Source organism: Rathayibacter sp. VKM Ac-2754, assembly GCF_009807095.1.
Classification (GTDB): domain Bacteria; phylum Actinomycetota; class Actinomycetes; order Actinomycetales; family Microbacteriaceae; genus Rathayibacter.
In genome coordinates this window covers 155,287-181,010 of the sequence record NZ_WUCC01000009.1, presented here as the reverse complement: position 1 = coordinate 181,010, position 25,724 = coordinate 155,287, and the positions used below count along the sequence as shown (strand labels likewise).

Sequence of the window (25,724 nt, the reverse complement as noted above, 5' to 3'; positions counted from 1 at the left end):
CCGCTTGAAACCGCCTCGATGACACGGGTGTTCTGTGACGGATCGAACGCCCTCGGCGGAGAAGCCACGTGCAGCGCACGGTCCCCTGCACGCTGATCGAGCCCGCAGCCCGCGCAGCGGGCTATTGGCATCCACCTCCGCCAGGAGGCCGGGGCAGAAGCGTGAACCGCTGACGCTGGTGGGTCTCGATACGCCCCTGCGGGGCTGCGGGCTCGACCAGCATGGACGGCGGCTGGCGGCCGGCCCTCCGGCGCACTTGCAGACCACCCTGGCCATTGAAGGCGAAGCCGAAAACGCGTGCCAAGCGTTTTCGGCGGGCCGTACGCAGGACGCTCTGCGAATCGCGACCACTTCGAGAAGCCGACTGCGCTGAGCCGCGCGAGGAGCGGCTCAGACGACATAGCTCTTCGTGGCGCGCTACTGCGCGACTCGAAGAGCTATGTCGAGGCGGTACTGCCCGCCGTCGAGGTGGATCAGATCGAGCGCCCGGTACGCCCGTGCTCGCGCCTCGGTGAAGTCCGCGCCGCGCGCGACCACGTTCAGCACGCGCCCGCCCGTGGCGACGAAGCGGCCGTCGACGAGCTGCGTCGCCGCGTGGGCGATGGTGACTCCGGGGACGGCGGCCGCGGCCTCCAGCCCGCTCAGCGCGCGGCCGGTGACGGCGTTCTCGGGGTAGCCCTCGCTGGCCAGCACGACGGTGACCGCGACCTCGTCGGTGAAGGCGGGCCACGGCACGGAGGCGAGCGATCCGGTCGCCGCGGCGTGCAGCAGGGCCGACAGCGGCGAGGCGAGGCGCGGGAGCACGACCTGCGTCTCGGGGTCGCCGAAGCGGGCGTTGAACTCGATCACGCGGATGCCGGCGTCGGTGACGATGAGGCCGCAGTAGAGGAGTCCGATGAACGGGGTGCGCTCGCGCTCGAGCTGGCGGATCGTCGGGATCGCGACGGTGTCGATGACCTCGTCGACGAAGGCGCGCTCGTCGGCCCAGCGGTCGGCGAGCCAGGGGAGGGGCGAGTACGCGCCCATACCGCCGGTGTTCGGGCCCTCGTCGCCGTCGCCGAGGCGCTTGTAGTCCTGCGCGGGGGAGAGCGGGACGACGTCGTGACCGTCGGAGAGGAGGAAGAGCGAGACCTCCTGGCCGGCGAGGAACTCCTCGATCAGCACGTCCCCCGACTGCAGCCAGAACTCGGCGTGCGCGACGGCCGCGCTCCGCGACTCCGTCACGAGGACGCCCTTGCCCGCGGCGAGGCCGTCGGCCTTGACGACGTAGGGCGCGCCGAACTCGTCGATGACGCGGTTCGCGTCGACGAGCGTCGAGACGCGGGTGGCCCGCCCGGTGGGCACGCGCGCCATGTCCATCACCCGCTTCGCGAAGGTCTTGGACCCCTCGAGCGCGGCCGCGGCGCGGTCGGGACCGAAGGTCGGGATGCGGCGCTGGCGCAGCGCGTCCGCGACTCCGGCGACCAGCGGCGCCTCCGGACCGATGACGACGAGCTCGATGCCCTGCTCGAGCGCGAAGTCGGTGACCAGGCGCGGGCTGTTGGTGTCGAAGTGGATGACCTCGACATCGCGGGCGATGCCGGCGTTGCCGGGCGCCGCGATGATCTCGTGCTGCTCCTCCTCAGCGAGGAGAGCGGTGATGATGGCGTGCTCACGGGCACCCGAGCCGAGGACGAGGATCTTCACCCTGACAGGATAGGCCCGGCCTGCGGAGCGCCGACCCCGGGTCTCCTCCACCGCGACGGCGCGCGCCGGCTCTCCACTACCCGTCTCGCGGCGGACGCCGCGCCGCCCCGCTTGCTGCCAGGATCGACCCATCGCGAGGGGACAGGGGGTACCGCGATGATCACCTTCATCGTGGTCGGGGTCGCCGGGCTGCTGATGCTGCTGGTGTCGGTCGTGGTCGGCGACGTGCTCGAGAGGGTCGGCGGCAGCGCGCTGTCGGGCACCGCTCTCGGCATCGCCGCGACGCTCTTCGGCGCGGCGGGCGTGCTCACGATGTCGCTCGCCCTGCCGACGGCCGTCGCGTACGCGGCCGCGTTCGTCGCGGCCGTGGCCTCCTATCTCATCGTGCTCCGTCTCACCCGGCGCATCGTCGGCGGCTCCGACGGCGGTACGGTCGCGGTCATCGGCCTGCATGGCATCGCGACCGCGTCGATCTCGGTGCGCGGGGGCGAGGTCAGCCTCGACGGTCCGGGCGAGGTCGAGCGGCGCCCCGCCTACTCGGAGGAGCCGATCCCCGAGGGCACGCGCATCAGGGTGATCGAGCAGGCCGGCACCCGCGTCAAGGTCGAGCGCGAGTCGTTCGGCGTCTGAGTCGGAGAGGTCGGGGCCGAGAGGTCGGGGCCGAGAGGTCGGACGGCGGAGGCGCCTGCCCCGAAGTCGTCTCGCGGAACCGGTCCTGCCTCGCGCACCGGCAGGATGGACCCATGGCCAAGGGCAGGATCGACGAGAAGAGCGGCCAGGAGGCGGTGCGCACGGCGCTCGCCGGAGACGCCGACCGGAACACCACGGCGACCGCGGTCCGCTTCCTCCTGCAGATCATCGAGACGAACGTGCCCGGCCGCAGCGTCGAGGTGCGCGTCCCCCCGTTCGGTGCGGCGCAGTGCGTCGAGGGCCCCGGCCACACCCGCGGCACTCCGCCGAACGTGATCGAGATGGACGCCGCGACCTGGCTGCCGCTCGCGACCGGTGCGCTCCCCTGGCAGGACGGGCTCGCCAGCGGCCGGATCCACGCCTCGGGGGTGCGGGCCGACCTGACCCCGTACCTGCCGGTCCTCCGCGTCGTCTGATCGCCGCCCGACCGACGCCGCATTAACTTCTCGTAAACGCACCCGCCCCTCCGCCGGGCCGTTTGACGGGAGCCCCGCCGTCGGGTTGTCTGGGAAAGTTCCCCCTATGCGGCAGGAGTTCTCTCCGAAAGCCGCTCGATGCTTGGAGTCCTCCGCCAGATGCGAAATCCCGACAACGGCCGACGCGGCCTCTCCCGATTCCTCTCCGTGGCGGCCGTCAGTGCCGTCGCCGGAGCGGCCATGCTGGGCGCCGCGCCCGCGACGGCCGCCGACGAGACCGTCATCGACGTCTACACGATGAACGACTTCCACGGCCACATCGAGTCGGACGCCGAGGGCGGCGAGGCCGGAGCGGCCTCGATCGCGACGGCGTACGCCACTCTCGCCGCGGCGAACCCGGGCGGATCGACGCTCGTGTCGGCCGGCGACAACGTGAGCGCGTCGCCCTTCGTCTCGGCGGTCGCGGACGACCAGCCGACGATCGATGTGCTCAACCAGATCGGCCTCAGCGCCAGCGCCGTGGGGAACCACGAGTTCGACAAGGGCCGGGCCGACCTGGACGACCGCATCGTGCCGGCCTCCGACTGGGACTACATCTCGTCCAACCTCTTCGAGAAGGGGACCGACGAGCACGCGTACGCACCGTACGACCTGCAGACGTTCGATGACGTCACGGTCGGTTTCATCGGAGCGACGACAGAGGCCCTGCCGACGCTGGTCGACCCCGCCGGGATCGCCTCCCTCGACGTGCGACCGATCGTGGCCTCGGTGAACACCGTGGCCGACGAGCTGACTGACGGCGACGATGCCAACGGCGAAGCCGACGTCCTGATGCTCGTGATGCACGAGGGTGGTTCGGCGAGCGGCTTCGTCAACGCTGACGGCACCCCGTCCACCGACCCGATCGACGGCGCCCTCAGCGACTTCGCTTCCGACGACTCCGTGCTCGCGAAGATCGTGAACGGAGTCGGCGCCCGGGTGGACGCCTTCGTCACCGGACACACCCACGACCTCTACAACAAGAGCGTCGAGATCGACGGCAAGACGATCCCCGTCCTCGAGACCGGCGTCTACGGCTCGAACCTCGGCCACGTCTCGGTCACCTACGACAAGGAGACGTCGGAGGCGACCGTCACCGGCGACATGATCCCCCTGGTCGTCGACGGAGCACTCGTGTACCCCGAGGACCCGGCGGTCGCCGCGACCGTCGCCACCGCGGTGGCTGAAGCCGCTCCGCTGGGCGAAGCGTCCGCGGGAAGCATCACCGGTGACATCCTCCGAGGCAGCGACACGGTCTACGGTCCGATCAACGGCAACGAGAACCGTGCCGCGCAGTCCGCGGCAGGCAATCTCCTCGCCGACGCGATGCTGAGCGAGACCGCCGACATCGGCACCGAGATCGCCTTCATGAATCCCGGCGGAGTCCGGTCCGACCTGCTGTACGCCTCCAGCGGCCCGACGGATCCCGAGGGGAACATCTCGGTCGCCGAGCTCTACACGCTCCAGCCCTTCGGCAACACGCTGTTCACCGGTGAGATGACCGGCACTCAGATCGAGACGGTTCTCGAGGAGCAGTGGGCCTACTCAGGTCGCCCCGACATCACGGACCGCGCCACCGACCTCCGCCTCGGCGTCTCGGACGGCTTCTCCTACACCTACGACCCGACTGCGGCGTGGGGCGAGCGGATCAGCGAGATGTTCTACCAGGGCGAGCCCGTGGCCCCCGAGGACTCCTTCACGGTCGTGGGACCGAGCTTCTTCTTCTCGGGCGGCGACGGCTTCACCGGCTTCACGGAGGCGACCGCGGTCGCCGACTCGGGCCGCGGGGACGTCCAGGTGCTCGAGGACTTCTTCGCCGAGAACTCCCCGGTCTCGCCCGACACCGCCACCCGCGGGATCGGCGTCGTCGACACCTCGGTGGAGGGCGCGGACGAGTTCACCTTCGACCTCACCTCGCTCGACGTGAACAACGTCGACCCCGCGACGCTCGATCCTGAGGTCGTCGTGAGCGTCGACGGAGTCGAGGTCTCCCGCGCCCCGATCGATCACACCTTCGCGCCGGACAACGGTGAGCAGGGCAAGGCGTCGGTGACCGTCCCGGTCGCGGACGACCTGGCGGAGGGAGAGCACGAGTTCTCCTTCGGCCTCCCGGTCAACGGCGTCACCCTCAGCTACACCTTCACGGTGACCGCTGACGGAGGCACCACGCCGACGCCGGCGCCCACCCCGATCGAGACCGTCATCCCGACCACCCCGTCGACGCCGGCTCCCGCCGTGCACGCGCCGACCACGCCGACGAAGCACCTCGCGGCGACCGGCATCGACGCGACTCCCGCCTTCGCAGCGGGCATCGCGGCGCTGCTCCTCGGCCTCGGCATGACGGCGGCACGTCTGCGCCGCCGCACCGTCACGAAGTAATCCCGGGAGGCGGCACTGCCGCTCAGGAAACGCTCAAGGCCCCGTGGCACCCGCCGCGGGGCCTTCCGCGTGCCCGCGAACGCAGGAACGCCGCCTCCCACCTGGGAGACGGCGTTCGAACGCGATGAGGTGCTGTCGCTGAGCGCGGGGCTCAGTGCTGGGCGGGGACCTGACGGTAGCCGTCGCGGCTGGCGACGAGCACCGTCGACACCGTTCCCCACGCGGCGATGGCGCTGAGGACGACGAGGATTGCGATGCTCATGACTGTTCTGCCTTTCGTTGTGGCGGAGTCTGATCCATCCGCCCGGATGTTCTGTACAACGTCTACTGTGGCTCGCCTCGTTCCTAAGGACAATCGAACAGTTCTTGGCCCGACATGTAGCGTTGCTTCATGGACGTGCGACGGCTGGAACTGCTCAGAGAGCTCTCGATGCGGCGCTCGATCACCGAGGTGGCGGAGGCGACGCACCGCACGCCCTCCGCGGTGTCGCAGCAGCTGAAGGTGCTCGAGCGCGAGGCCGGCGTGCCGCTGATCGAGCGCTCGGGCCGCGGCGTCGTGCTCACCGCCGCGGGCCGCGAGCTCGCCCGCAGCGCCACCGAGATCGCGATCGCGCTCGAGCGCGCCGACGCCGTCTGGCAGACCTTCAAGAACAACCCGATCGGCGAGGTGACCATCGCGACGTTCCCGACGGCCGGGCAGATGCTCCTCCCGAACGCGCTGGTGGCGCTGCAGAGCGTGGACGGGCTGGTCGTGCAGTGCGAGGACGCGGACCCGGGGACGGACGAGTTCGCCGATCTGACCGCCGACTTCGACATCGTGCTCGGGCACTCGCCGAACGGACGCAGCGCCTGGGCCGGCCGCGGGCTCGCGATGGCCGAGCTGATGGTCGAGCCGCTCGACATCGCGCTGCCGCTCGATCACCGCCTCGCCGACCGCGCGACGGTGACGGCGGCCGACCTCGTCGGCGAGACGTGGATCGGCGTGCCCGACGGGTTCCCCTTCGAACGGGTCATGCAGGAGATCGAGACCGCGTCCGGCGGGCCCGTGCGCGTCGAGCAGCGGTTCGCCTCGACCAGGGTCACGGAGGCGTTCGTGGCGGCGGGCCTGGGCATCGCGGTCGTCCCGCGCTACACGGCCGGCACCGAGGGCATCGTCGTGAAGCCGCTGCGCGGGGTCGCCTCGCAGCGCCACATCGTCGCGCTGATGCGCCCCGACCGGGCGGAGCGGCTCTCGGTCCGGACCGTCGTCCGGGAGCTGCGGGCGCAGGCCGGCCGGATCGTGCACACGATGTGACCCGCCTCCAGCGCACACCCGGTGCGAGCGCAAGTCGTCGCGACCACCCGGGCCCGCGGGGGAGAATGAAGTCATGACCGACCCGCTCGACTCCTCGCCGCGCCCCGCCGACGTCGAGATCACCCGCGAAGAGGTCGAGATGCGGCGCTCGCCGCGGGTGTGGCGGATCCTGGCGCTCGGTGCCGGCCTCGGTGCGATCGTCGCGTTCGTGCTGACGTTCGCGCTGCCCGAGACCGAGGGCTTCTCGCAGGGTCAGATCTTCGGCTTCAGCCTGCTGCTGTTCATCACGCTCTTCGGAGCCCTCGCGGGGCTCGTCGTCGTGGTCCTCGACCGGTTCGTCGGGCGCCGCGTGGTCCGCGTCACGGCGGAGCGCACGGTGGCACGCGAGACGCCGGCCGAGGACGAGGCCGGAGCGTCCGTCGACGACCCGGACGCCTCCGCCCGCTAGAGCAGGGTCAGCGGCCCTTGCGTGCCGTGCGGCGCGCCTGGGTCTGCGTGGCGCGCTTCGCCCTCTGCGACTTCTTCAGGCGGCGCGCGACGAACGTCAGAAGGAACGGCAGCAGGCGGTAGATCACGGGGACTCCTCGTCTCGATGCGCCCGGGAACAGGCGCGCCCTCGATCATCCGACGCCGGCGGCGCTTCGGGCACCCGCTTGCGCGCTGACGAGGGGTGTGCGGGGCGGATGCGCGTACAGAACCGAGGAGCGGCGCTCCCAGGCCCCGCCGGAGCGCGGAGTCGCGCGTCTCAGCCTCGGTTCTGCACGCCGATCAGCTGAGCTGCGTGCGCTCGACCCAGTCCAGGTACTCCGGAGTCACGGTGCCGGTCACGTAGTCGCCGGTGAAGCAGCTCGTCTCGAGGTCGGTGACGTCGGATCCCTCGAGGATCGCGGCCTTCATGTCGGCGACCTCCTGGTAGATCAGGTAGTCGGCGCCGATCGCCTCCGAGATCTCGGGGATGCGCCGGTCGTGGGCGACGAGCTCCTTCCGCGACGGCATGTTGATGCCGTAGACGTGCGGGTAGCGCACGGGCGGGGCGGCGGAGGCGAACGTGACGCTGTTCGCTCCGGCTGTACGGGCCATCTCGACGATCTCCTTCGAGGTCGTGCCGCGCACGATCGAGTCGTCGACGATGAGCACGTTCTTGCCCTTGAACTCGCTCGACATCGCGTTGAGCTTCTGCCGCACCGACTTCTTGCGGACCGCCTGGCCGGGCATGATGAACGTCCGGCCGACGTAGCGGTTCTTGTAGAAGCCCTCGCGGTACGGGATGCCCAGCTTCTGCGCGACCTGCATCGCGGCGGGGCGCGAGGAGTCGGGGATCGGCATGACGACGTCGATCGCTCCGCCCGGCGTGTAGGCCGCGATGGTGTCGGCGAGGCGGTCGCCCAGGCGCAGGCGCGCCTCGTAGACCGAGATGCCCGACAGCACGGAGTCGGGGCGGGCGAGGTAGACGTACTCGAACGAGCACGGGATGAGGCGCGGGTCCTTCGCGCACTGGCGGCTGGTCATCCGGCCGTCGGGGGTGATGAAGATCGCCTCGCCGGGGGCGACGTCGCGCACGATCTCGAAGCCCTGGGCCTCGAGCACGAGCGACTCGGAGGCGACGACCCAGTCGTCCGGTCCGTTCGCCGTGGACCTGCGTCCGACGATCAGCGGGCGGATGCCGAACGGGTCGCGGAAGGCGAGCAGCCCGACGCCGGCGATGAGCGCGATGGTCGCGTAGGAGCCCTCGACGCGCTCGTGCACGCGGGCGACCGCGTCGAACACCTCGTCCGCGTCGAGGTCGCGGCCCGACATGGAGGCCTGGAGCTCGTTCGCGAGCACGTTGACGAGCAGCTCGGTGTCGGACGTGGTGTTGAGGTGGCGACGATCGATGCGGAAAAGCTCCTCGGTGAGCTCACGCGTGTTCGTCAGGTTGCCGTTGTGGATGAGGATGATGCCGTACGGCGCGTTCACGTAGAACGGCTGCGCCTCCTCCTCGCGCTCCGCGTTGCCCTTGGTGGCGTAGCGGACGTGGCCGAGGCCCATCGTGCCGAGCAGCGAGCGCATGTCGCGGGTGCGGAACGCCTCCCTGACCTGCCCCGCCGCCTTCTTGATGTGCAGCGTGCTGCCGTCGGCCGTCGCGATGCCGGTCGAGTCCTGGCCGCGGTGCTGCAGGAGCGAGAGGCTGTCGTAGATGGACTGGTTGACGGGTCCCGAGGAGACGATTCCAACGATTCCGCACATGCCGGATGGGCTCCCAAGGGGATGGAGGGGGGATGACGGTCCATCCTGACATGGGTGCGACGCTGGCCCTAATGGTTCGCTGTCGGCGGATCGGCCGGGCCGCGGGGCGCCGGTGTGCGATGTGCGGGCGGATCGGCCAGCGCGCCACTCTTCTGCGATCAGGTGTCGCGCTCACGCAAGGATGTAGCGCTCGTCGCCGAACGAGACCTCGATGGCAAGAGAACCTCCGAGAGCCTCGACATAGCGACGGAGAGTCTCGACCTGGGACTTGTCGATGTCGCCCCGTTCGATCTGCGACACGCGATTCTGGGAGATGTGGAGCTCTGACGCGAGCTCGACCTGCGTCAGGTCGAGGCGCTCGCGGAGTTCTCGGAGACGCGCGGCGCGTACCCGCTGGCGTAGGTCGTCGACGAGTCCCTCGACCCGCTCGCGATCGACCGGTCGGCGCTGCAGCTGTTCTTCGAGGGTGCGCATCACGGCATGTCTCCTTCACTGTGTCGGTCGAACTCCGCTTCGGCGAGCGGGATGTTCGTGCGGTACCACTTCTTCCAATTGCCGGCCTTGTCTCCAGCGAGGAGGAGGATCGCCTGTCTCCGGTGGTCGAAGGCGAAGAGGATCCGGATCTCGCTGCGTCCGCTCGATCCCGGACGCAGCTCCTTCATGTTCTTCAGAGCGGAGCCCGTGATCGTGTCGACCAGAGGTCGGCCCAGCTGCGGACCCTCCTGCGCGAGCAGGAGGAGGGCGGCGATGACCTGCTCGTAGGTCGAGTCGTCCAGCCCGTCCAGCCACTCCGAGACCTGGTCGCTCTGCAGGACCCGCCAGGTCAAGAGTGCATAGTATCAGTCAGGGGTTGTACAAGCCCAGGGTTGTCGCCCATCGCGGTGTCCAAGCCCCGCGACCAGGCGACTTCGCGATCGAGCTGGCCGGTCGCTCTGAAGAGGCGCACCTGATGCGCGTCGGGAAGTGCGGCGGCCAGCGCTTCGCGATCGGCCGCCTCGAAGCCGAGCTTCTGCCAGAAGGGGCCCGAGCGGCGGGAGAAGAGCCACGCTCGAGTCGCTCCGGAGGCCGCCGCCGCCTCCAGGGCGTGGGTCGCCAGGCGGGACCCGGTGCCGGCCTCCCGTCGACCACCGGCGACCGCCACGCTGCGGATCAGCGCGTGCGCTCCGTCGGCGCTGAGCTCGAACCCCGTGCTGCCGACGATCGCACCGTCCGCGCCCCGGTCCGTCCAGAGGCGGACCGCGGGGTCGTCCAGTCCGGCGAGAGTGAGATCGGCCTCGGTGAGGAAGGCGCGGAGGGAGTGGATGTCGGCGGGGGTGACAGCGACAAGAGGCACGGCGACCAGTCTGTCGTCGAGCGCGGTCGCGGCAGGAGCCCGGCGGGAACCGTCGCCTCCACAGCGCGGCCCTTGGATAGGGTCGTCGCGTGAGTGATGAGACGAGCAGCTACGCCCGAGCCGGAGTCGACACGGCGGCGGGAGATCTCGCGGTCGAGTTGATGAAGGCGGCGGTGTCGGCGACCCACGACCGCAACGTGCTCGGCGGAGTCGGCGGGTTCGCGGGGCTGTACGACGTGTCGTTCCTCAAGGACTTCCGAGCGCCGCTGCTCGCCACGTCGACCGACGGAGTGGGGACGAAGGTCGCCATCGCGCAGGCGATCGACAAGCACGACACGATCGGCCAGGACCTCGTCGGCATGGTCGTCGACGACATCGTCGTGGTCGGCGCGCGCCCGCTCTTCATGACCGACTACATCGCCTGCGGCAAGGTGGTGCCCACGCGCATCGCCGACATCGTCGCCGGGATCGCACGCGCCTGCTCCGCCACGGGCACGGCCCTCGTCGGCGGCGAGACCGCCGAGCACCCGGGGCTGCTCGGACCCGACGACTACGACGTGGCCGGTGCCGCGGTCGGCGCGGTCGAGGCCGACGCGGTGCGCGGCGCCGACCGGGTGCGCGACGGCGACCTCGTGATCGCGATGGCCTCCTCCGGACTGCACTCGAACGGCTTCTCGCTCGTGCGCCGCATCCTCGCCGATCGCGGCGTCGGCTTCACCGATCGCTCCGCGGAGCTGGGCGGGGTCGTCGGCGAGGTGCTCCTCGAGCCGACCCGCCTCTACACGGCGCCGCTGCTGACCGTGCTCGACGACGAGACGCTCGGGGCGAGCATCCACTCGATCAGCCACGTCACCGGAGGCGGCATCGCGGCGAACCTCGCGCGGGTGCTGCCCCGGGGATCGTGGGTCGAGGTCGACCGCGCGTCGTGGAGCCCGGCCGACGTGTTCCGCGCGCTCGCGGCGATGTCGGGGGCGTCGCTCGAGAGCACCGAGGGCACGTGGAACCTCGGCATCGGCATGTTCGCGGTCGTCGACGCCGACTCGGCGCCCGCGGTGATCGCGAGCTTCGAGCGCGCGGGCGTCCCCTCCTGGGTCGCGGGGCGCGTGACGGTCGGCGAGCGCGGGCTCGACGGCTTCGAGCAGGGTGCGAAGGGCGTCGACGGCGGCGCGGTGCGCCTGGTCGGGTCCTACGCGGGCTGAGTGTCGAGCTCCGGCTCGTGGAATCGCGTTCGGCTCGCGGGAATCGCGTGTTCCTGCGAGCCGAACCCGTTCCTGCGGGCCGGAGGTCAGGCCGAGCGGCTCCGGGTCGCGTGCTCGCGCTCCCACGAGTGCTCGTGGCGGGTCAGCAGTCGCGCCCCGAGCAGGCACAGCACGAACGCGGTCGCGGTGGCGAGCAGGGCGGCCAGCCACGTCGAGGCGTCGCGACTGACCAGCAGGTTCGCGGAGGCGGTCAGCACGCCGGCCGCGGATCCCAGGCTGGTGCCGAGGACGAAGGCGCGGTCGCTGCGGCTGACGGCGCGGGCCGAGACCATTCCGGCGACGGCGCCGGCGCCTCCTGCCACGCCGATCCCGGCTCCGGAGGCGATGCCCATCAGCATCCCGAAGCTCACCAGGGCGGACGGATCGAGCTCGCCCGCGCGCAGTGCGCCGGGGAGGTAGAGGACGAGGGCCACTGCGGCGCCCACGGCACCGCCGACCAGGATCGCGCCGACCAGCAGGGCGGCAGTGACATAGCTGATCCGTGCCACAGGGCGCACGGATCCTTCGGGTTCGAACATCGCGGCTCCATCGACGCGAGCCTGCAGGTCGTTCCGCAGGCCGTCCTCGGACCCTACGCCGGGCCGGACCTCGCGGCACCCCCTTGCGCTGCGGCGGGCGTCAGGCGCGCAGCGTCTGGCGGGGGAGCTCGCCGAAGCGGCGCGCGTAGTGCTGGGCGAAGCGGCCGCCGCTGACGAAGCCCCAGCGCGCGGCGACGTCGCTCACGACGAGTGTGCCGGGGCTGCCGGCGAGCAGCTCCTCGCGCGCGCGATCGAGGCGGACGCCCCGCAGGTAGTGCCGCGGCGTCTGCGCGAAGGCGCGCTGGAACGCGAGCTGCACCCCGCGGACGGTGAGCCCCGCGGCGTCGGCGATGTCGGCGACGCCGAGCGGGAGATCGGCGTTGGCGTGCACGAACTCGACGGCGCGGCGCAGCCGGCGTGCGCTCACCGACGGTGGTGTCGGGGGAAGAGCGGCGACCAGGTGCGCGAAGGTGCTCAGCATCGCGTCGGCGGTGATCCGGTGCGCGGCGTCGCGCTGCAGGGCGGTCGGCGCGGTCGCGGAGGCGAGCGTGTCGCGGAGGACGCGCACGGCCGCCCACCACGTCGCGGTATCACCGGGAGTGGGCGCGAATCGGAGGGGACCGGGCGCCGTCCCGTGCCGCTCGGCGGCCGCGCGCTCGAGGTAGGCCGCGTCGATGTGCACGAGGGCGTCGCGGTACTCGTGCGCGTCGAAGCCGAAGGGACGGCCCGTGGGGAAGACGGCGGGCTGCCCGATCGCCGGGCGGATCTCGTCGCGGCCCAGGTCGAGCGAGGCCCGGCCCTGGGTCAGCCAGAGCACGACGTAGACGCCTCCGGGATCGACCGCGCCGCGCACGGACCCGAGGAACGAGGCGGAGTGCAGGCTGACCGGACCGGGTGCCGTCGACGCGTAGCGGTACGAGAACGGCGCGGCGGAGCGCTCGGCACGGAACCCGGAGCCGTTGTAGCCGCGCGCATAGAAGTCTCGGGCCTCGTCGAGGTCGTTCCCACGGACGTCGGAGTGCCACACCGGCTGCCGCGACAGCGGAGGAGAGGACATCCGGTCAGTGTCGCAGGCACCCCTGACACCGCGCCGAGCAGTGCTCAGAGCGTCAGGGGACGAGCCCGCGGTGCATCCAGAACAGGCCGAGCGCCGCGACGGCGGCGGTCTCGACGATCGCGCCCGAGCGGACCATCTCGGCGACCTCGCGGTCGGAGAACCAGCGCTGCACCATGTCCGACTCGGTCGCCTCGCGCTCGTGCTCGCCGTGCTCGAGCTCCTCCGCGAGGAAGATCTCGACGGCCTGCGCGACGAATCCGTAGGCCTCGCTCAGACGCCCGAGGTGGTGCAGGCGGCCGGCGCGCAGCCCCGTCTCCTCGCGCAGCTCGGCGTGGGCGAGCGCGACGGCGTCGCCGCCGGCCGACCCGTGCGGCCAGCCGCCCGCCGGGAACTCCCACGCGCGCCGGCGGATCGGGTAGCGGTACTGCTCGACGAGCCAGAAGCCGTCGCGCTCGCGCGGCATCACGAGCGCGTAGTCGGCGCGCTCGACGACCGAGTAGACCCCCGTGCTGCCCCCGGGCCAGAGGACCTCGTCCTCGCGGACGCGGATCCACGGGGTCTCGTAGGCGATGCGGGTCGACAGCTGCTCGACGACCGCCGGAGCGACGCCCCCCGAACGCACAGCGGGGCCGCTCGAACCGAGCGACCCCGCTGGCGACGACGTGTCAGGCACGCTTCTGGTGCTGCTCCTCGACGAAGCCGGTGTCGTCGTCCTCGTCGTCCGAGGGGTCGATCCACTTCGAGTAGTCCGGCTCGTCCGGGTGGCTGAGCTCGCGCTCGAGCGCTGTGTAATCGACCGTTGGGCTGAACGACTTCAGCTCCCGAGCGATCTTGGTGTTCTTTGCCTTCTGACGGCCGCGCCCCATGGGTGACCCCCTCACGATGACAGGCCAGACGGGCGGTGAGCCAGCTGGGGATAAATAGCAGACAGAGAAGAATGAAATCTACCCGGTAGTTTAGCAGACGGGGCATCCGCCACTCCGGCCCTCGCGCGTCGGTCCGCCACGGCCCCTCGACCCGTTGGGAGCAGCATGACCCGTGCGCTCGCTCCGCGGCCTGTCGCCCCGACGCCGGTCGTCGTGATCGGTGCGGGCCAGGCGGGCCTCTCGGTGGCCTACTACCTGCAGCGTCTGGGCCTCGCGGCGGGCAGCGACTTCGTCGTCCTCGACCGCGGGCCGCGCGCGGGCGGGGCGTGGCAGTTCCGCTGGGAGGCGCTGCGGCTCGGCTCCGCGCACCGCGTGCACGACCTGCCCGGGATGGACCGGATCGGCCTCTCGTTCGCCACGGCCGACCGCCGGCGGCCCGCCAGAGACGTCGTCTCGGAGTACTACCGGCGCTACGAGGACGAGTTCGGACTCGCCGTCCGCCGCCCGGAGGCGGTGCGCGGCGTCAGCAGTGCGACGCCGGGCGACCGATCGGCAGAACTCGTCGTCGAGACCGATCGCGCGGCCGAGCGGGCGCGGATCCTCGTGAACGCGACGGGCACGTGGGGCTCGCCCTTCGTGCCGTACTACCCCGGCCGGGAGCGCTTCCGCGGCACGCAGGTCGACACCACCGAGTACGTCAGGGCGTCCGACTTCGCGGGCCTGCAGGTGGTCGTCGTGGGCGGCGGCACCTCGGCGATCGGGTTCCTGCTCGAGCTGGAGCGGGTCGCCCGCACGGTGACGTGGGCCACGCGGCGCCCGGTCAGGTACCACGACGGCGAGCAGCTCGCGCTGAACTCGGCGGTGGAGGCGGTGGCCGAGCAGGATCGCGCGGCCCGCGCCGGTCGCGCCCTGCCGAGCATCGTCGGCGGGACGGGCGTGCAGCGCACCCGCCGGGTCGTCGCCGGCATCGAGCGGGGCGTCCTCCGCGAGCGCGAGATGTTCCGAGCGATCGAGGAGGACGGCGTGCGCTGGCCCGACGGATCGTTCAGCCGTGCCGACGCGATCATCTGGGCGACGGGGTTCCGCCCGGAGCTGCGCCACCTCGCTCCGCTGGGTCTGCGCGAGCGCGAGGGCGGAGTCGCGGTGGCCGACGGCGCCTCCCTCACCGACCCCCGCGTGTTCTTCGCGGGCTACGGGCCGACGGCGTCGACGATCGGCGCCAACCGCTCCGGGCGGAGGATCGCGCGGGCGGTCGTCGCGCGGCTGTCCTGAGCCCTCAGCCGAGGTCGCGCGTGTCGATCGGCACGTCCGCGCCGCGGTAGCGGATCCCCGTCACCCTGATCGGCCCGGCGAGCGGGATCGGCGCGACGGCGAGCGTCTCGCCCCCCGGCGCCAGCCCCAGCGCCGCCGTGAGCACGGCGACGGCGGCGGCGGCCGACCAGGCCTGCGGGCGGCACGACGACGGGTAGGGCACCGGCGCGGGGGCCTCCGCGGCCGGATCGCCCGAGTGCAGCTCGGGCATCCGGTAGCCGAACCCCTCGGCGGCGGCGAGGAGCCCGCGCGACAGGGTCGTCGCCTCCGCGCCGAAGCCCTCGCGGGCGAGCCCCGTGACGGCGATGGCTGTGTCGTGGGCCCACACCGAGCCTCCGTGGTACGAGAGCGGCCAGTAGCCGGCCGAGTCGGTCGACAGCGTGCGCAGGCCGTAGCCGGAGTCGAGCTCGGGCGAGATCAGCAGCTCGGCGACCCGCGCCGCGTGCTCGGGCGAGAGGATGCCGGTGCCGAGCAGGTGCCCGATGTTGCTGGTCACGGTGTCGACCGGGCGCTTCTGCGCGTCGAGGGCGATCGCGGGGAAGCCGCCGTCAGGGGTGTCGATCCAGAAGGAGTCGGCGAAGCGCTCCTTCAGGGCGGCGGCGTAGGCGCGCCACGGGGCGCCGTCGCGGCCGAAGCGCTCGAGCAGCGCCGCGCCTCCGATCGCCGCCTCGTAGGCGTAGGCCTGCACCTCGCAGAGCGCGATGGGCCCCTCGGCCAGGGTGCCGTCGCGCCACTGGATCGAGTCGCCGGAGTCCTTCCAGCCCTGATTGGCGAGGCCGTGGCCGGTGCTGTCGACGTACTCGAGCAGGCCGTCGCCGTCGGAGTCGCCGTCGTCGCGCAGCCAGCGCAGCGCCGCCTCGAGCGCGGGCAGCAGGGCCTCGACCTCGTCGTCGGGCAGGCCCCACCGCCAGGCGTCGTGCAGGAGGCACACCCAGAGCGCGGTCGCGTCGACGGTGCCGAAGTAGAGCGGCGGGAGCGACACTCCCTCGCCCGGGATCTCGAGGGTCGTCGAGCGCAGCTCGTGCATGATCTTGCCGGGCTGCTCCGCCGTCTCGGGGTCGTCGCGCGTGCCCTGCAGCCCGGCGAGGACGCGGAGGGTGGAGGCGGCGAGCCCGGTGCCGAGCGGGAGGAGCATCCGCGCCGCCCAGATCGAGTCGCGGCCGAACAGGGTGAAGAACCAGGGCGCGCCGGCGGCGAGGAAGGCCTCGCCAGGCCTGTCGACGGTGACCATCCGCAGGGCGTCGAGGTCGTCGAGCGCGGCGCGGCACCAGGAGGCGAGGCGCGAGTCGCCCGAGTCGACCGTCGTGCCGGCCCACTCGGCCGGGCCGGGGGCGGCGGCCACGACGGCGGCGGAGTCGTCCATCTCGACGCTCCAGGCGACCTCGACCGCCCCGCGCGCGGGCACCACGACGTCCCAGCCGAGCGCCGCCTCCGTGCCGCCGTCGATCGAGGCGCCCTCGGCCCGGACGATCGCCCGGGTCGAGCCGTGGCGCCACTCGAGGGAGGCGTTGCCGCGCGCGGTCTCGATCGTCACGTCGTCGCGGAGGCCGGCCTTCACGACGTGGACGAGCGAGAAGTCGGCCTCGAGGGCGAGCTCGAGGCGCGTGGCGACGGCCTCGGGCAGGGCCGACTCGAGGCGGACGGTCTCGCGCAGCGACCCCGCGGCGACCGTCCGGGAGCGGACCACCCGGATCCGCGGGTCGGCCGAGGCGTCGTCGAGCAGGCGCGCCAGGCCGGTGAAGCGGGCGGAGGAGGCGTCGGCGCGTCCCGCGGAGATCGGCTCGGGCATCCGACCGCCGACGAGGAGGCGCGCTCCCGCGAGCACCCGGACGTCGCCGTGGTAGAGCCCGTGCACGGGCAGGCCGCCGAGGTCGCCCGCGTCGTCGGACCAGAGCTGCGACGGGGCGCGGAGCAGGACGACGGCGTCGTGGAGGAGCGGCTGGAGCGGACGGTCGTCGTGCTCGGTCGTCACGGTCGACTCCTCACTGAATCGTCGGCACGGGGCAGGGGATCGGGAGTCACCCGGTTGACACCACCGCGGTCGGAGGTAATGTAGCACTCGAATTGGATCGATCAAATCCGCAGCATGAGCCGGCATTTGAACGATCGAACCCGTCGAGGAGGACGCATGGCACTGCCGACCGTCGCCGACGTCGCCCGCGTCGCGGGAGTGTCGCGGCAGACCGTCTCGAACGTGCTCAACAGCCCCGCGATCGTCCGCGCGGCCACTCGGGAGCGCGTCGAGGCGGCCATCGCCGATCTGAACTACCGCCCGCACGCCTCGGCCCGCCGCCTCCGCACGCGCAAGTCCGGCACGATCGGCATACGGATGGACCGCGTGCTCGACGGCGTCTCGGGCAGCCTGCTCGACCGGTTCCTCCACGCCGTGACCGAGCAGGCCGACGAGCGCGGGATGCGCATCCTCCTCTACACGGCACGGTCGCCGGAGGAGGAGATCGCGCAGATCGGCCGCCTGCGCGACGGCGCCGACGTCGACGCCTTCGTGCTCACCTCGACCTTCTACGGCGATCCGCGCACCGCGTGGCTCATCGACCAGGGCGTGCCCTTCGTGACGTTCGGCCGCCCGTGGGGAGTCGACGACGAGAACGATCCGCAGCACCTCTGGGTCGACGTCGACGGCGCCTCCGGAGTCGCGCAGGCGACCGAGCACCTCGTCACCGAGGGCTGCACCCGCATCGCCTTCCTCGGCTGGCCCGACGGGTCGGCGACGGGCGACGACCGGCGCAGCGGCTGGGAGCGGATCCTCCGCGAGCGCCTCCCCGAGTCGCCGCTGACGGTCGCGGCGGCCGAGGACGACGTGCAGCGGGCGCGGTCGGCGGCGATGACCCTCCTCTGCGACGAGCCGGGGATCGACGGGCTGGTCTGCGCCTCCGACTCGCTGGCCCTCGGCGCGTCGATGGCGGCGGTGGCGGTCGGTCGAGCGCAGCTGCCGATCGTCGGCTTCGACAACACCCCGGTCGCGGCGGCGGTCGGGCTCTCGAGCGTCGAGCAGGACCTCGGCGCCGTCGCCGCGGGAGTGCTCGAGCTGCTGCTCGGCGAGCACGGCGACGACGTCGTCCACCGCGAGCTCGCCCCCGGCGAGGCGCACCGCCTGATCGAGCCGCACCTCGTCGTGCGGACGCCCCTGCACCAGCACTGACCCCACCCCCGGCCGCACCCGAGGCGGCCGACATCTCCCACGAAAGGCTCCGACCATGACACCCACCCACACCGCGGCACGATGGGGTGCCGCCCTGCTCGCCGGCGCGACGATGCTCGGCCTCGCGGCCTGCTCGAGCGGAGGCGGCGGCGACGACGGAGGGTCGGGCGACTCCGCCGGCCTCACCGTGATGATCGGCTCCTCCGGTGACGCCGAGACGACCGCCGTCACCGACGCGGTCACGAGCTGGGGCGAGGAGAACGGCACGACGGTCGACGTCGTCGCCGCGAGCGACCTCACGCAGCAGCTCGGCCAGGGCTTCTCGGGCGGCAACCCGCCCGATCTCTTCTACATGAGCTGGGACCAGTTCCAGACCTACGCGAGCAACCGCTACCTCGAGCCCTACGCGCAGGACGCCGGGAACGCCGACGCCTTCTATCCGGCGCTGCGCGACGCCTTCACCTACGACGACCAGTTCTACTGCGAGCCCAAGGACTTCTCGACGCTCGGCCTCATCATCAACACGGACCTCTGGGCGGCGGCCGGACTGACGGACGCCGACATCCCGACCGACTGGGCCTCGCTCGAGGCGGCCGCGACGACGCTCACCGCGAACGGCGTCGCCGGGCTCTCGTTCGGCGCGGAGTACGCCCGCATCGGCACGTTCATGAACCAGGCCGGCGGTTCGCTGCTGTCGGAGGACGGCCAGACGGTCACGGCGGACACCCCGGAGAACGTCGCGGGCCTCACCGAGGTGAAGAAGCTGCTGACCGACGGGACGCTGAAGTTCCCGGCCGACCTCGACTCCGGCTGGTCGGGCGAGGCGTTCGGCAAGGGCGCCGCCGCGATGGTCATCGAGGGCCCGTGGATCAACGGAGCGCTCGCCGCCGACTACCCCGACGTGAACTACACGGTCGCCGAGCTCCCCGCGGGCCCGGGCGGGAAGTCGACCTTCACCTTCAGCAACTGCTGGGGCATCCCGGTTGGCAGCGACACCGCGGACCAGGCCGAGTCGCTCGTGACCGCGCTCACCTCGGACGAGCAGCAGCTCGCCTTCTCGGACGCCTTCGGCGTGATCCCGTCGACCGAGACCGGGGCCGCGGAGTACGCGACCAAGTATCCCGAGAACGCCGCCTTCGTCTCGGGCAACGACTACGCCGTGAGCCCCGTCGCCTTCGCCGGCGCCGCGACCGTGATCACCGACTTCAACTCGGCCCTCGAGGGCCTGGCGACCGGCGATCCGGAGGCGATCCTCGCGGATCTGCAGACGAACCTGCAGGACGCGCTCGACACGGCCACCGCGCAGTAGCCCGACTCCGGGAGGCGGCGGACCCGACCGCCGCCCCCCGGTCCCACCCGCATCGCGAATCGTCGAAGGAGACGCATCGATGAGCACCACCGTCGCCGCGCGGAGGCGCCGTTCCGGCATCCGCGGGCACGAGGCCCGCTACGGCTGGCTCTTCACCCTGCCGGCCCTCGTCATCGTCGGCGTGTTCCTCGTCGTGCCGATCGGCCTCGCCCTCTGGGTCAGCGTCAGCAACTGGAACGGCCTCGGCTCCCCGCTCGGCCCGACCGCCCAGTTCGTCGGCGGCGACAACTACCGGGCCGTGCTCCTCGACTCCGGTCTCGCGCAGAAGGACTTCGGCACCGCGATCCGCAACAACGTCTACTACGTGCTGCTCGTCGTGCCGCTGCAGACCGCGCTCGCGCTGTTCCTCGCGGTGCAGGTCAACCGGCGGATCCTCCGCGGCCGCGGCTTCTTCCGCACCGCGTTCTACTTCCCCTCCGTCACCTCCTCGATCGCGATCACCGTGATCTTCCTCTTCCTCTTCAGCGCCTCCGGAGTGGTCAACGCGGTGCTCGGCTGGTTCGGCGCCGACGGCCCGACCTGGATGGCCGATCCGACCGGAGTGCTGCACAGCCTGCTCGGGCTGATCGGCCTCGACGGCACGGGCTTCGGGGGAGCCGCGCCTCTCGGGCTGACCTGGTGGGACTGGCTGTCCGGCCCCTCCGTCGCGATGTGCGTGCTGATCACCATGGCGATCTTCACCACCTCGGGCACGTTCATGCTGCTGTTCCTCGCGGCGCTGCAGAACATCGGCGCCGAGATCGACGAGGCCGCGCTGATGGACGGCGCGGGGCCGCTGCGCAAGTTCTTCTCGGTGACGCTGCCGATGTTGCGCCCGACGCTCTTCACCGTGCTCACCCTCGGCCTCATCGGCACCTGGCAGGTGTTCGACCAGATCTACCTCACCGGAGGAGGGTCTCCGGGCAAGACGCTGCTCACCCCCGCCTACCTCGCCTACGAGTCGTCGTTCACCGATCTGCGCTGGGGCCAGGGCGCCGCGATCGCCTTCATCCTGTTCTTCATCATCGTCGTCCTCACGCTGCTGCAGCGCGCGATCCTCCGCGAGAAGGGCGAGCCCCGCAAGCGCGCGGGCCGCGCCGCCCGCGCCGACGCCGCGACGACCCTCACCACGGGAGGTGTGCGATGAGCACGCTCGTCTCCGACCGCACCACCGCCGACCCGACGCCGGAGGAGCAGCCCGCCCGCGTCCCGCACCGTCGCGTCACCCTCGGCGCCCGCGGTCGCGCCTCGCTCATCGGCGGCTACCTGCTGCTGATCGGGCTCGCGCTGGTCTACATCTACCCGTTCCTGATCTCGGTCGCCTCGTCGTTCAAGACCGACTCCGACGCGACCGCGAACCCGCTGTCGCTGCTCCCGGCGACCTGGTCGTTCGCCTCCTACGAGCGCCTCTTCACCGACGTGCCGCTGCCGCTGTGGACGCTGAACTCGGTGATCGTCACCGTGGTCGTCACGGTCGGCCGCGTGTTCTTCGACTCGCTCGCGGGCTACGCGCTCTCGCGGCTGCGCTTCCGCGGGCGAGGGCTGCTGTTCGCGCTGTTCATCGGAGTGATGAGCGTGCCGAGCGTCGTGCTGCTGATCCCGCGGTTCCTGATCCTCAAGCAGCTCGGGCTCTACGACAGCTACGCGGGGATGATCGTGCCGCTGATCGTGGACGCGGCGGGCATCTTCATCATGAAGCAGTTCTTCGACTCGATCCCACTGTCGATCGAGGAGGCCGCGCGGATCGACGGAGCGGGAGTGTTCCGCACGTTCCGCTCGATCGTGGTGCCGATGGCGCGGCCGGCGATCGTGACGCTGTTCATCCTGTCGTTCCAGGGCTCGTGGAACGAGTTCTCGCACTTCGTGGTGTCGCGGCAGTCGCCGGAGCTGAACACGCTGACCACCGGAGTCGCGTCGCTGGTCTCGGGCCAGCTGGGCACGGGCAACCAGTACCCGCTGCAGCTCGCGGCGGCGGTGCTGATGTCGATCCCGGTGGCCGTGCTCTTCTTCGTCTTCCAGAAGCGCATCATGAACACCACGGAGGGCGCCGAGAAGGGCTGACGCGGGGGCCCCTCCAGGCCGGCGCATCGACCAGCGAGGAGGGGGCGGGTGCGATCCGCAAGGGCACGCGGAAGGGGCGCCCCGCCGATGCGGAGCGCCCCTTCTCGAGCGCGGGTGCCTCTACTTCGCGAGGAACTCGAGGACGACGCGGTTCCACTCGTCGGCGTGGCTGACGTTGACGCCGTGCGGGGCGCCCGCGACGACGTACAGCTCGGAGCCGGGGATCGCCGCGTGCGTGCGCGCTCCCGAGCCCTCGAACGGAACGGTGCCGTCTCCGTCGCCGTGGATGACCAGCGTGGGGACCGAGACCTTCGGCAGGTCCTCGCGGAAGTCGGTCGTCGCGAACGCGGTCATGCAGGCCAGTGCGGCGTGCTTGGACGACTGCTTCGCGAGGGCGAGCGCGTCCTGGCGCTGCGCCTCCGTGACCTTGAGGACGCCGTCGACCGAGAAGAACTCGGTCGTGAACTGCTCGTAGAAGTCGTCCTCGCTCTTGGTGAGGCCGGCCGTCATCTCGGCGGCCGCCGACTTCTCGAGCGGACCCTCCGGGTTGTCGTCGGTCTTCATCAGGTACGGCGGCACCGCGGAGGCGAAGACGACGCTGTGCAGACGCTCGGCACCGTACTTCGAGAAGTAGCGGGCGACCTCGCCGCCGCCCATCGAGAAGCCGACGAGCGAGACGTCCTGCAGGTCGAGCTCGGTGAGCAGCGTGTGCAGATCCTCGGTGAGGGTGTCGTAGCTGTACCCGGTGAGGGGCTTGTCGCTGCGACCGAAGCCGCGGCGGTCGTACGTGATGACGCGGTAGCCGGCGGCCGCGAAGGCCGGGACCTGCTCGCTCCAGGACTCGCCCGAGAGGGGCCAGCCGTGGATGAGGACGATCGGACGGCCCGAGCCGCCGGTGTCGTCGACGTGGAGGTCGGTGTCCTTGAAGAGTCCGTGGTGGGCGGTGATCTCTGCCATGAGTCGTGCTCCTTCCGGCGCCGAGGATCGGCGTCATTCAGCTGTTCGAAGGAGCGTCGCGCCGCGGATGGGGAGGAGGCTGGGAGGGGAGGGACCCTTGACAGCCCCTCCCCGCACTGGTTAGAGGATCGCGTCGACCGCGGCGAGGATCTCGTCGGTCTCGGTGCGCGTCGTGTAGTCGACGTGCACGTCGGCGAACTGCACGACTCCGGCCTCATCGAGCACCAGGACCGTCGGGAACGGGATCGCGGCGGTGTCGTCGGCGTTGGAGTCCTTGACCGCGAAGCCCAGCTCGGTGTGCGCGGCGACCGCGGCGTCGCTCGGAGCGGTGACGATGCCGAGCTCGGCCGCGAGCACGTTGCCCGGGTCGGAGACGACGGTGAAGCCGAGCTCGCCGTCCGCGACCGATCCGGAGGCGTCGGCCGTCTGCGGGCTCACGGCCGCCAGCGTGACGCCGCGCTCCGCGAGCGCGGGCGCGAGGGTGGCGTTGTAGTGGCGCAGGGTGATGTTGCAGTACGGGCACCACGCGCCGCGGTAGAACACGAGCACCGCCGCTCCCCGGCCGAGGACGGAGGCGAGGTGGACGGTCTCGCCGCCGACGGTCAGAACCGTCGCGCTCGGCAGCCGGTCGCCGACCGAGACAGCGCCGTCGGGGACTCCGCTCGACACCAGGTCGGCCTGCTCGGCCGCGAAGACCGCGGCGAGCTCGTCGCCGATCGTCTCGTTGAAGCCGGTCGTGAACTCGGCGGACTGGGCGCCGATCGTCGAGGTGGTCTGCTCGGTGGGCATCGTCGTCTCCGTCCGGGCGGCCGTCGATCGGCCGTTCCCGGCGCGATCGTAGGTTCGATGCCTTCGAGTCGACCCCGAGAAGGGTCACATTTCGTCACGGAGCGGAGCCCGCCAGCACCGCGGTGAGCAGGCTCTCGAGGGCGCTGCCGAGCCCGGCGCGGCTCGGCCCGTCGTGATCGAGGTCGCCGTCGAGGATCGCGTCGGCCGTCGCGACGAGAACCGCCAGCGCCGGGGACGAGCGGACGGCGAGCAGAGGGCTCGACTCCGCTCGAGGGCTCAGCAGCTCGAGGCGCGCACTCGGCGCCCCGGTCGTGAGGGTCGCGGAGGCGGGCAGCGTCGTGAACCGGCCCCGCTCGACCGAGTCGGTCGCTCCGCTCGGCGTGGTGATCGTGACGACGCCCTCGAGGGGTACGACGAGCAGGAGGCCGGTGGACGCGTCCGGTCGACGCAGCGACGCGGCGGTGTGCCAGAGCCGCCGGACCGTCACTCCGGAGCCCCTCCACTCCTGTGGCACGAGGGTGAGCGTCGCCGCCTCCGCTTGCATCCCGCGTGAGCTCAGCCACTCGCGAGCGGCGGAGTCGCGCAGCGGCGTCACGGAGAGGTCCTGGGGTGCACGGTCACGATGGCTCCCTCGCGAGTCACGGCAGATGAGGAACCGTCAGTTTAGCCCGACCGCAGGCGTCGCACCCCCATCGGCGGGAGTTCCGGCGCCGGACGCACGAGATGCCGCCCGGGTCGCGCGGAACACGACCGGGGCGGCATCTCAGGGGGAGGTGCGGGCTACTGGAACCCGCCCCCGCGGTCCTCCGGGTCCTCGATGGGGTCGGAGTCGGGCTTGTCGAGCGAGTACGTCACGTGGACCGCCTCGCCGACCTCCTTCGCGGCGACGGAGGTGTAGACCAGGTGGGTCTCCTGGCCGTCGACGGCCGCGTAGACGTCGACCTCCTTCTCGTACCCGCCGTCGGTGCTGACACGGGTCTCGGTCTGGCCGTCGAACGGCCCGCCCTGGAAGAAGGCGAGATAGCTCTCGCCCTCGGAGAGTTCGCGGATGTCGTTGCTCATGCCCCTAGTCCTACCACTGCAGGCGGAGCATCCGCGCGGCCTTGCACTCCGCCTACGGTGGAGGCATGACCGTCGTCCGCGCCGAGCCGCTCGCGATCCTCCGGCAGCGGACGAGCGCGAAGTGGCGGCTCCACCCCGAGGACGTGCTGCCGCTCTTCGTCGCCGAGACCGACTACCCGCTCGCGCCGGTGATCGCCGAGCGGCTCGTCGAGCGGGTGCGCGCCTCCGACACCGGCTACGCCTTCGGCCCCGGCCCGCTCGCGGGGGCGTTCGCCTCGTTCGCCGAGCGGCGCTGGGGCTGGCAGGTCGACTCCGCGCAGGTGCTGAGCACGACCGACGTCAGCGTCGCGATCCCCGAGACGCTGCGCGTCCTGCTGCCCCCGGCGAGCCGCGTCGTGATCACGCCGCCGGTGTACCCGCCGTTCTTCGAGCTGATCCCGGAGGCGGGGCACGAGGTCCTCGAGGTCGCGATGCTCGAGGAGTCGGGCGCGTACCGCCTCGACCTCGCCGGCATCGAGCGCGCCTTCGCGGCGGGAGCGGCCGCGATCCTGCTGTGCAACCCGCAGAACCCGCTCGGCCTCCCGCACCCTGCGTCCGAGCTCGCCGAGCTGGCGGCGCTCGCCGAGGAGCACGGGGCGATCGTGCTCTCCGACGAGATCCACGGACCGCTCGCGCGCACGGAGGACGGCTTCACACCGTTCCTCGCGGTGTCGGAGGCGGCCGCCAGGGTCGGCGTGTGCGCCACCTCCGCGAGCAAGGGCTGGAACCTGGCCGGGCTCAAGTGCGCGCTGATCGTGACGGCCGACGAGCGGCTCCACTCGGCGCTCGGACGGCTGCCGGAGGAGGTCGCCTGGCGGACGGGCCTGCTCGGCCTGCACGCGAGCGTCGCCGCGTTCGAGGAGGCGGAGGACTGGCTCGACGGGACGATCGCCGCGATCGACGAGAGCGCCGCGCTGCTCGGGACGCTGCTCGCCCGGCTGCTCCCCGCCGCTCGCTACCGTCGGCCGCGAGCGGGGTACCTCGCCTGGATCGACCTGCGCGACGCGGGACTCGGCGTCGATCCGGCCGCGGTGATCCTCGCCGAGGCGCGGGTGGCTCTCTCGTCGGGCGCCGACTTCGGCCGCGAGGGCCGCGGCTTCGTGCGGCTCAACCTCGCCTGCTCCCCGGAGGTGCTGGAGGAGGCGGTGACCCGCATCGCGAGGGCGGCGGCCCGCAGCCGGTTGGTCGGGTAGCCCCGTCGCCTTGCCTGCTGGTCGAGTAGCCGCCGCAGGCG

The 25,724-nt window shown here is 71.8% G+C and carries 26 protein-coding genes; 12 read left to right on the top strand and 14 right to left on the bottom strand.

What is annotated here, in order from left to right:
- Positions 1-417: 417 nt before the first annotated feature.
- Positions 418-1,686: a phosphoribosylamine--glycine ligase gene (gene purD, locus GRS92_RS15295; protein ID WP_159857935.1), complete on the bottom strand. Its 1,269-nt coding sequence runs from the start codon at positions 1,684-1,686 to the stop codon at positions 418-420.
- A gap of 156 nt (positions 1,687-1,842) precedes the next feature.
- Here purD and GRS92_RS15290 point away from each other — a divergent pair, with 156 nt between their 5' ends.
- The 5 genes from GRS92_RS15290 to GRS92_RS15270 all read left to right on the top strand — a co-directional run bounded on the left by GRS92_RS15290 (position 1,843) and on the right by GRS92_RS15270 (position 6,952).
- On the top strand, positions 1,843-2,316 hold the full coding sequence (locus GRS92_RS15290; protein WP_159857933.1) for an NfeD family protein: 474 nt from the start codon (positions 1,843-1,845) through the stop codon (positions 2,314-2,316).
- 113 nt (positions 2,317-2,429) lie between these two features.
- Complete coding sequence (locus GRS92_RS15285; RefSeq protein WP_159857931.1) at positions 2,430-2,792, top strand: sterol carrier family protein; 363 nt, start codon at positions 2,430-2,432, stop codon at positions 2,790-2,792.
- Between the two features lie 159 nt (positions 2,793-2,951).
- Positions 2,952-5,210 (top strand): bifunctional metallophosphatase/5'-nucleotidase, encoded by a 2,259-nt coding sequence (locus GRS92_RS15280; RefSeq protein WP_235022054.1) that lies wholly within the window; start codon positions 2,952-2,954, stop codon positions 5,208-5,210.
- A gap of 391 nt (positions 5,211-5,601) precedes the next feature.
- Positions 5,602-6,504, top strand: coding sequence for a LysR family transcriptional regulator (locus GRS92_RS15275; protein ID WP_159857929.1), 903 nt, complete (start codon positions 5,602-5,604; stop codon positions 6,502-6,504).
- A 73-nt stretch (positions 6,505-6,577) separates the two neighbouring features.
- Positions 6,578-6,952, top strand: a complete 375-nt coding sequence (locus GRS92_RS15270) for a hypothetical protein (RefSeq protein ID WP_159857927.1) — start codon at positions 6,578-6,580, stop codon at positions 6,950-6,952.
- A gap of 320 nt (positions 6,953-7,272) precedes the next feature.
- Here the strand turns inward: GRS92_RS15270 and purF are convergent, their stop codons facing one another.
- The 4 genes from purF to GRS92_RS15250 all read right to left on the bottom strand — a co-directional run bounded on the left by purF (position 7,273) and on the right by GRS92_RS15250 (position 10,063).
- Positions 7,273-8,730 (bottom strand): amidophosphoribosyltransferase, encoded by a 1,458-nt coding sequence (purF, locus tag GRS92_RS15265; RefSeq protein WP_159857925.1) that lies wholly within the window; start codon positions 8,728-8,730, stop codon positions 7,273-7,275.
- A gap of 171 nt (positions 8,731-8,901) precedes the next feature.
- On the bottom strand, positions 8,902-9,204 hold the full coding sequence (locus tag GRS92_RS15260) for a helix-turn-helix domain-containing protein (RefSeq protein WP_159857955.1): 303 nt from the start codon (positions 9,202-9,204) through the stop codon (positions 8,902-8,904).
- Positions 9,204-9,557 carry a type II toxin-antitoxin system RelE/ParE family toxin gene (locus tag GRS92_RS15255; protein WP_235022053.1) on the bottom strand — a complete coding sequence of 118 codons (354 nt, stop codon included), beginning with the start codon at positions 9,555-9,557 and terminating at the stop codon, positions 9,204-9,206. The genes GRS92_RS15260 and GRS92_RS15255 overlap by 1 nt, the downstream gene beginning before the upstream one ends.
- Complete coding sequence (locus tag GRS92_RS15250; RefSeq protein ID WP_327437450.1) at positions 9,554-10,063, bottom strand: GNAT family N-acetyltransferase; 510 nt, start codon at positions 10,061-10,063, stop codon at positions 9,554-9,556. The genes GRS92_RS15255 and GRS92_RS15250 overlap by 4 nt, the downstream gene beginning before the upstream one ends.
- Positions 10,064-10,152: 89 nt before the next feature.
- On the opposite strand from GRS92_RS15250, the gene purM reads away from it, so the two are divergent.
- Complete coding sequence (purM, locus tag GRS92_RS15245; RefSeq protein ID WP_159857923.1) at positions 10,153-11,262, top strand: phosphoribosylformylglycinamidine cyclo-ligase; 1,110 nt, start codon at positions 10,153-10,155, stop codon at positions 11,260-11,262.
- 86 nt (positions 11,263-11,348) lie between these two features.
- Here the strand turns inward: purM and GRS92_RS15240 are convergent, their stop codons facing one another.
- The 4 genes from GRS92_RS15240 to GRS92_RS15225 all read right to left on the bottom strand — a co-directional run bounded on the left by GRS92_RS15240 (position 11,349) and on the right by GRS92_RS15225 (position 13,763).
- Positions 11,349-11,810: a hypothetical protein gene (locus GRS92_RS15240; protein ID WP_159987795.1), complete on the bottom strand. Its 462-nt coding sequence runs from the start codon at positions 11,808-11,810 to the stop codon at positions 11,349-11,351.
- Between the two features lie 130 nt (positions 11,811-11,940).
- Positions 11,941-12,897, bottom strand: a complete 957-nt coding sequence (locus GRS92_RS15235) for a helix-turn-helix transcriptional regulator (protein ID WP_159857919.1) — start codon at positions 12,895-12,897, stop codon at positions 11,941-11,943.
- Between the two features lie 52 nt (positions 12,898-12,949).
- Positions 12,950-13,519, bottom strand: a complete 570-nt coding sequence (locus GRS92_RS15230; RefSeq protein ID WP_159857917.1) for an NUDIX domain-containing protein — start codon at positions 13,517-13,519, stop codon at positions 12,950-12,952.
- A 43-nt stretch (positions 13,520-13,562) separates the two neighbouring features.
- Positions 13,563-13,763, bottom strand: coding sequence for a DUF3073 domain-containing protein (locus tag GRS92_RS15225; protein ID WP_159857915.1), 201 nt, complete (start codon positions 13,761-13,763; stop codon positions 13,563-13,565).
- Between the two features lie 165 nt (positions 13,764-13,928).
- On the opposite strand from GRS92_RS15225, the gene GRS92_RS15220 reads away from it, so the two are divergent.
- Positions 13,929-15,035 carry an NAD(P)-binding domain-containing protein gene (locus tag GRS92_RS15220; protein WP_159857913.1) on the top strand — a complete coding sequence of 369 codons (1,107 nt, stop codon included), beginning with the start codon at positions 13,929-13,931 and terminating at the stop codon, positions 15,033-15,035.
- A gap of 4 nt (positions 15,036-15,039) precedes the next feature.
- Here GRS92_RS15220 and GRS92_RS15215 read toward each other — a convergent pair whose 3' ends face one another.
- Positions 15,040-17,046: a glycogen debranching N-terminal domain-containing protein gene (locus GRS92_RS15215; protein ID WP_235022052.1), complete on the bottom strand. Its 2,007-nt coding sequence runs from the start codon at positions 17,044-17,046 to the stop codon at positions 15,040-15,042.
- Between the two features lie 156 nt (positions 17,047-17,202).
- Between GRS92_RS15215 and GRS92_RS15210 the strand changes: the two genes are divergently transcribed.
- The 4 genes from GRS92_RS15210 to GRS92_RS15195 all read left to right on the top strand — a co-directional run bounded on the left by GRS92_RS15210 (position 17,203) and on the right by GRS92_RS15195 (position 21,643).
- Positions 17,203-18,234: a LacI family DNA-binding transcriptional regulator gene (locus GRS92_RS15210; protein ID WP_159857909.1), complete on the top strand. Its 1,032-nt coding sequence runs from the start codon at positions 17,203-17,205 to the stop codon at positions 18,232-18,234.
- A gap of 55 nt (positions 18,235-18,289) precedes the next feature.
- A complete protein-coding gene (locus GRS92_RS15205) occupies positions 18,290-19,543 on the top strand; it encodes a sugar ABC transporter substrate-binding protein (RefSeq protein ID WP_159857907.1) in 1,254 nt (417 codons plus the stop codon).
- A 79-nt stretch (positions 19,544-19,622) separates the two neighbouring features.
- A complete protein-coding gene (locus GRS92_RS15200) occupies positions 19,623-20,729 on the top strand; it encodes a carbohydrate ABC transporter permease (protein ID WP_159857905.1) in 1,107 nt (368 codons plus the stop codon).
- Positions 20,726-21,643: a carbohydrate ABC transporter permease gene (locus tag GRS92_RS15195; protein ID WP_159857903.1), complete on the top strand. Its 918-nt coding sequence runs from the start codon at positions 20,726-20,728 to the stop codon at positions 21,641-21,643. The genes GRS92_RS15200 and GRS92_RS15195 overlap by 4 nt, the downstream gene beginning before the upstream one ends.
- Positions 21,644-21,763: 120 nt before the next feature.
- Here GRS92_RS15195 and GRS92_RS15190 read toward each other — a convergent pair whose 3' ends face one another.
- The 4 genes from GRS92_RS15190 to GRS92_RS15175 all read right to left on the bottom strand — a co-directional run bounded on the left by GRS92_RS15190 (position 21,764) and on the right by GRS92_RS15175 (position 24,451).
- On the bottom strand, positions 21,764-22,600 hold the full coding sequence (locus GRS92_RS15190; protein WP_159857901.1) for an alpha/beta fold hydrolase: 837 nt from the start codon (positions 22,598-22,600) through the stop codon (positions 21,764-21,766).
- Positions 22,601-22,720: 120 nt separating this feature from the next.
- Complete coding sequence (locus tag GRS92_RS15185; protein WP_159857899.1) at positions 22,721-23,389, bottom strand: peroxiredoxin-like family protein; 669 nt, start codon at positions 23,387-23,389, stop codon at positions 22,721-22,723.
- A gap of 94 nt (positions 23,390-23,483) precedes the next feature.
- Entirely contained in the window at positions 23,484-23,984 is a 501-nt protein-coding gene (locus tag GRS92_RS15180) for a hypothetical protein (RefSeq protein ID WP_159857897.1), read from the bottom strand.
- 185 nt (positions 23,985-24,169) lie between these two features.
- Positions 24,170-24,451 carry an oligoribonuclease gene (locus GRS92_RS15175; protein WP_159857895.1) on the bottom strand — a complete coding sequence of 94 codons (282 nt, stop codon included), beginning with the start codon at positions 24,449-24,451 and terminating at the stop codon, positions 24,170-24,172.
- Between the two features lie 65 nt (positions 24,452-24,516).
- Between GRS92_RS15175 and GRS92_RS15170 the strand changes: the two genes are divergently transcribed.
- Complete coding sequence (locus GRS92_RS15170; RefSeq protein WP_159857893.1) at positions 24,517-25,683, top strand: MalY/PatB family protein; 1,167 nt, start codon at positions 24,517-24,519, stop codon at positions 25,681-25,683.
- Positions 25,684-25,724 lie beyond the last annotated feature (41 nt).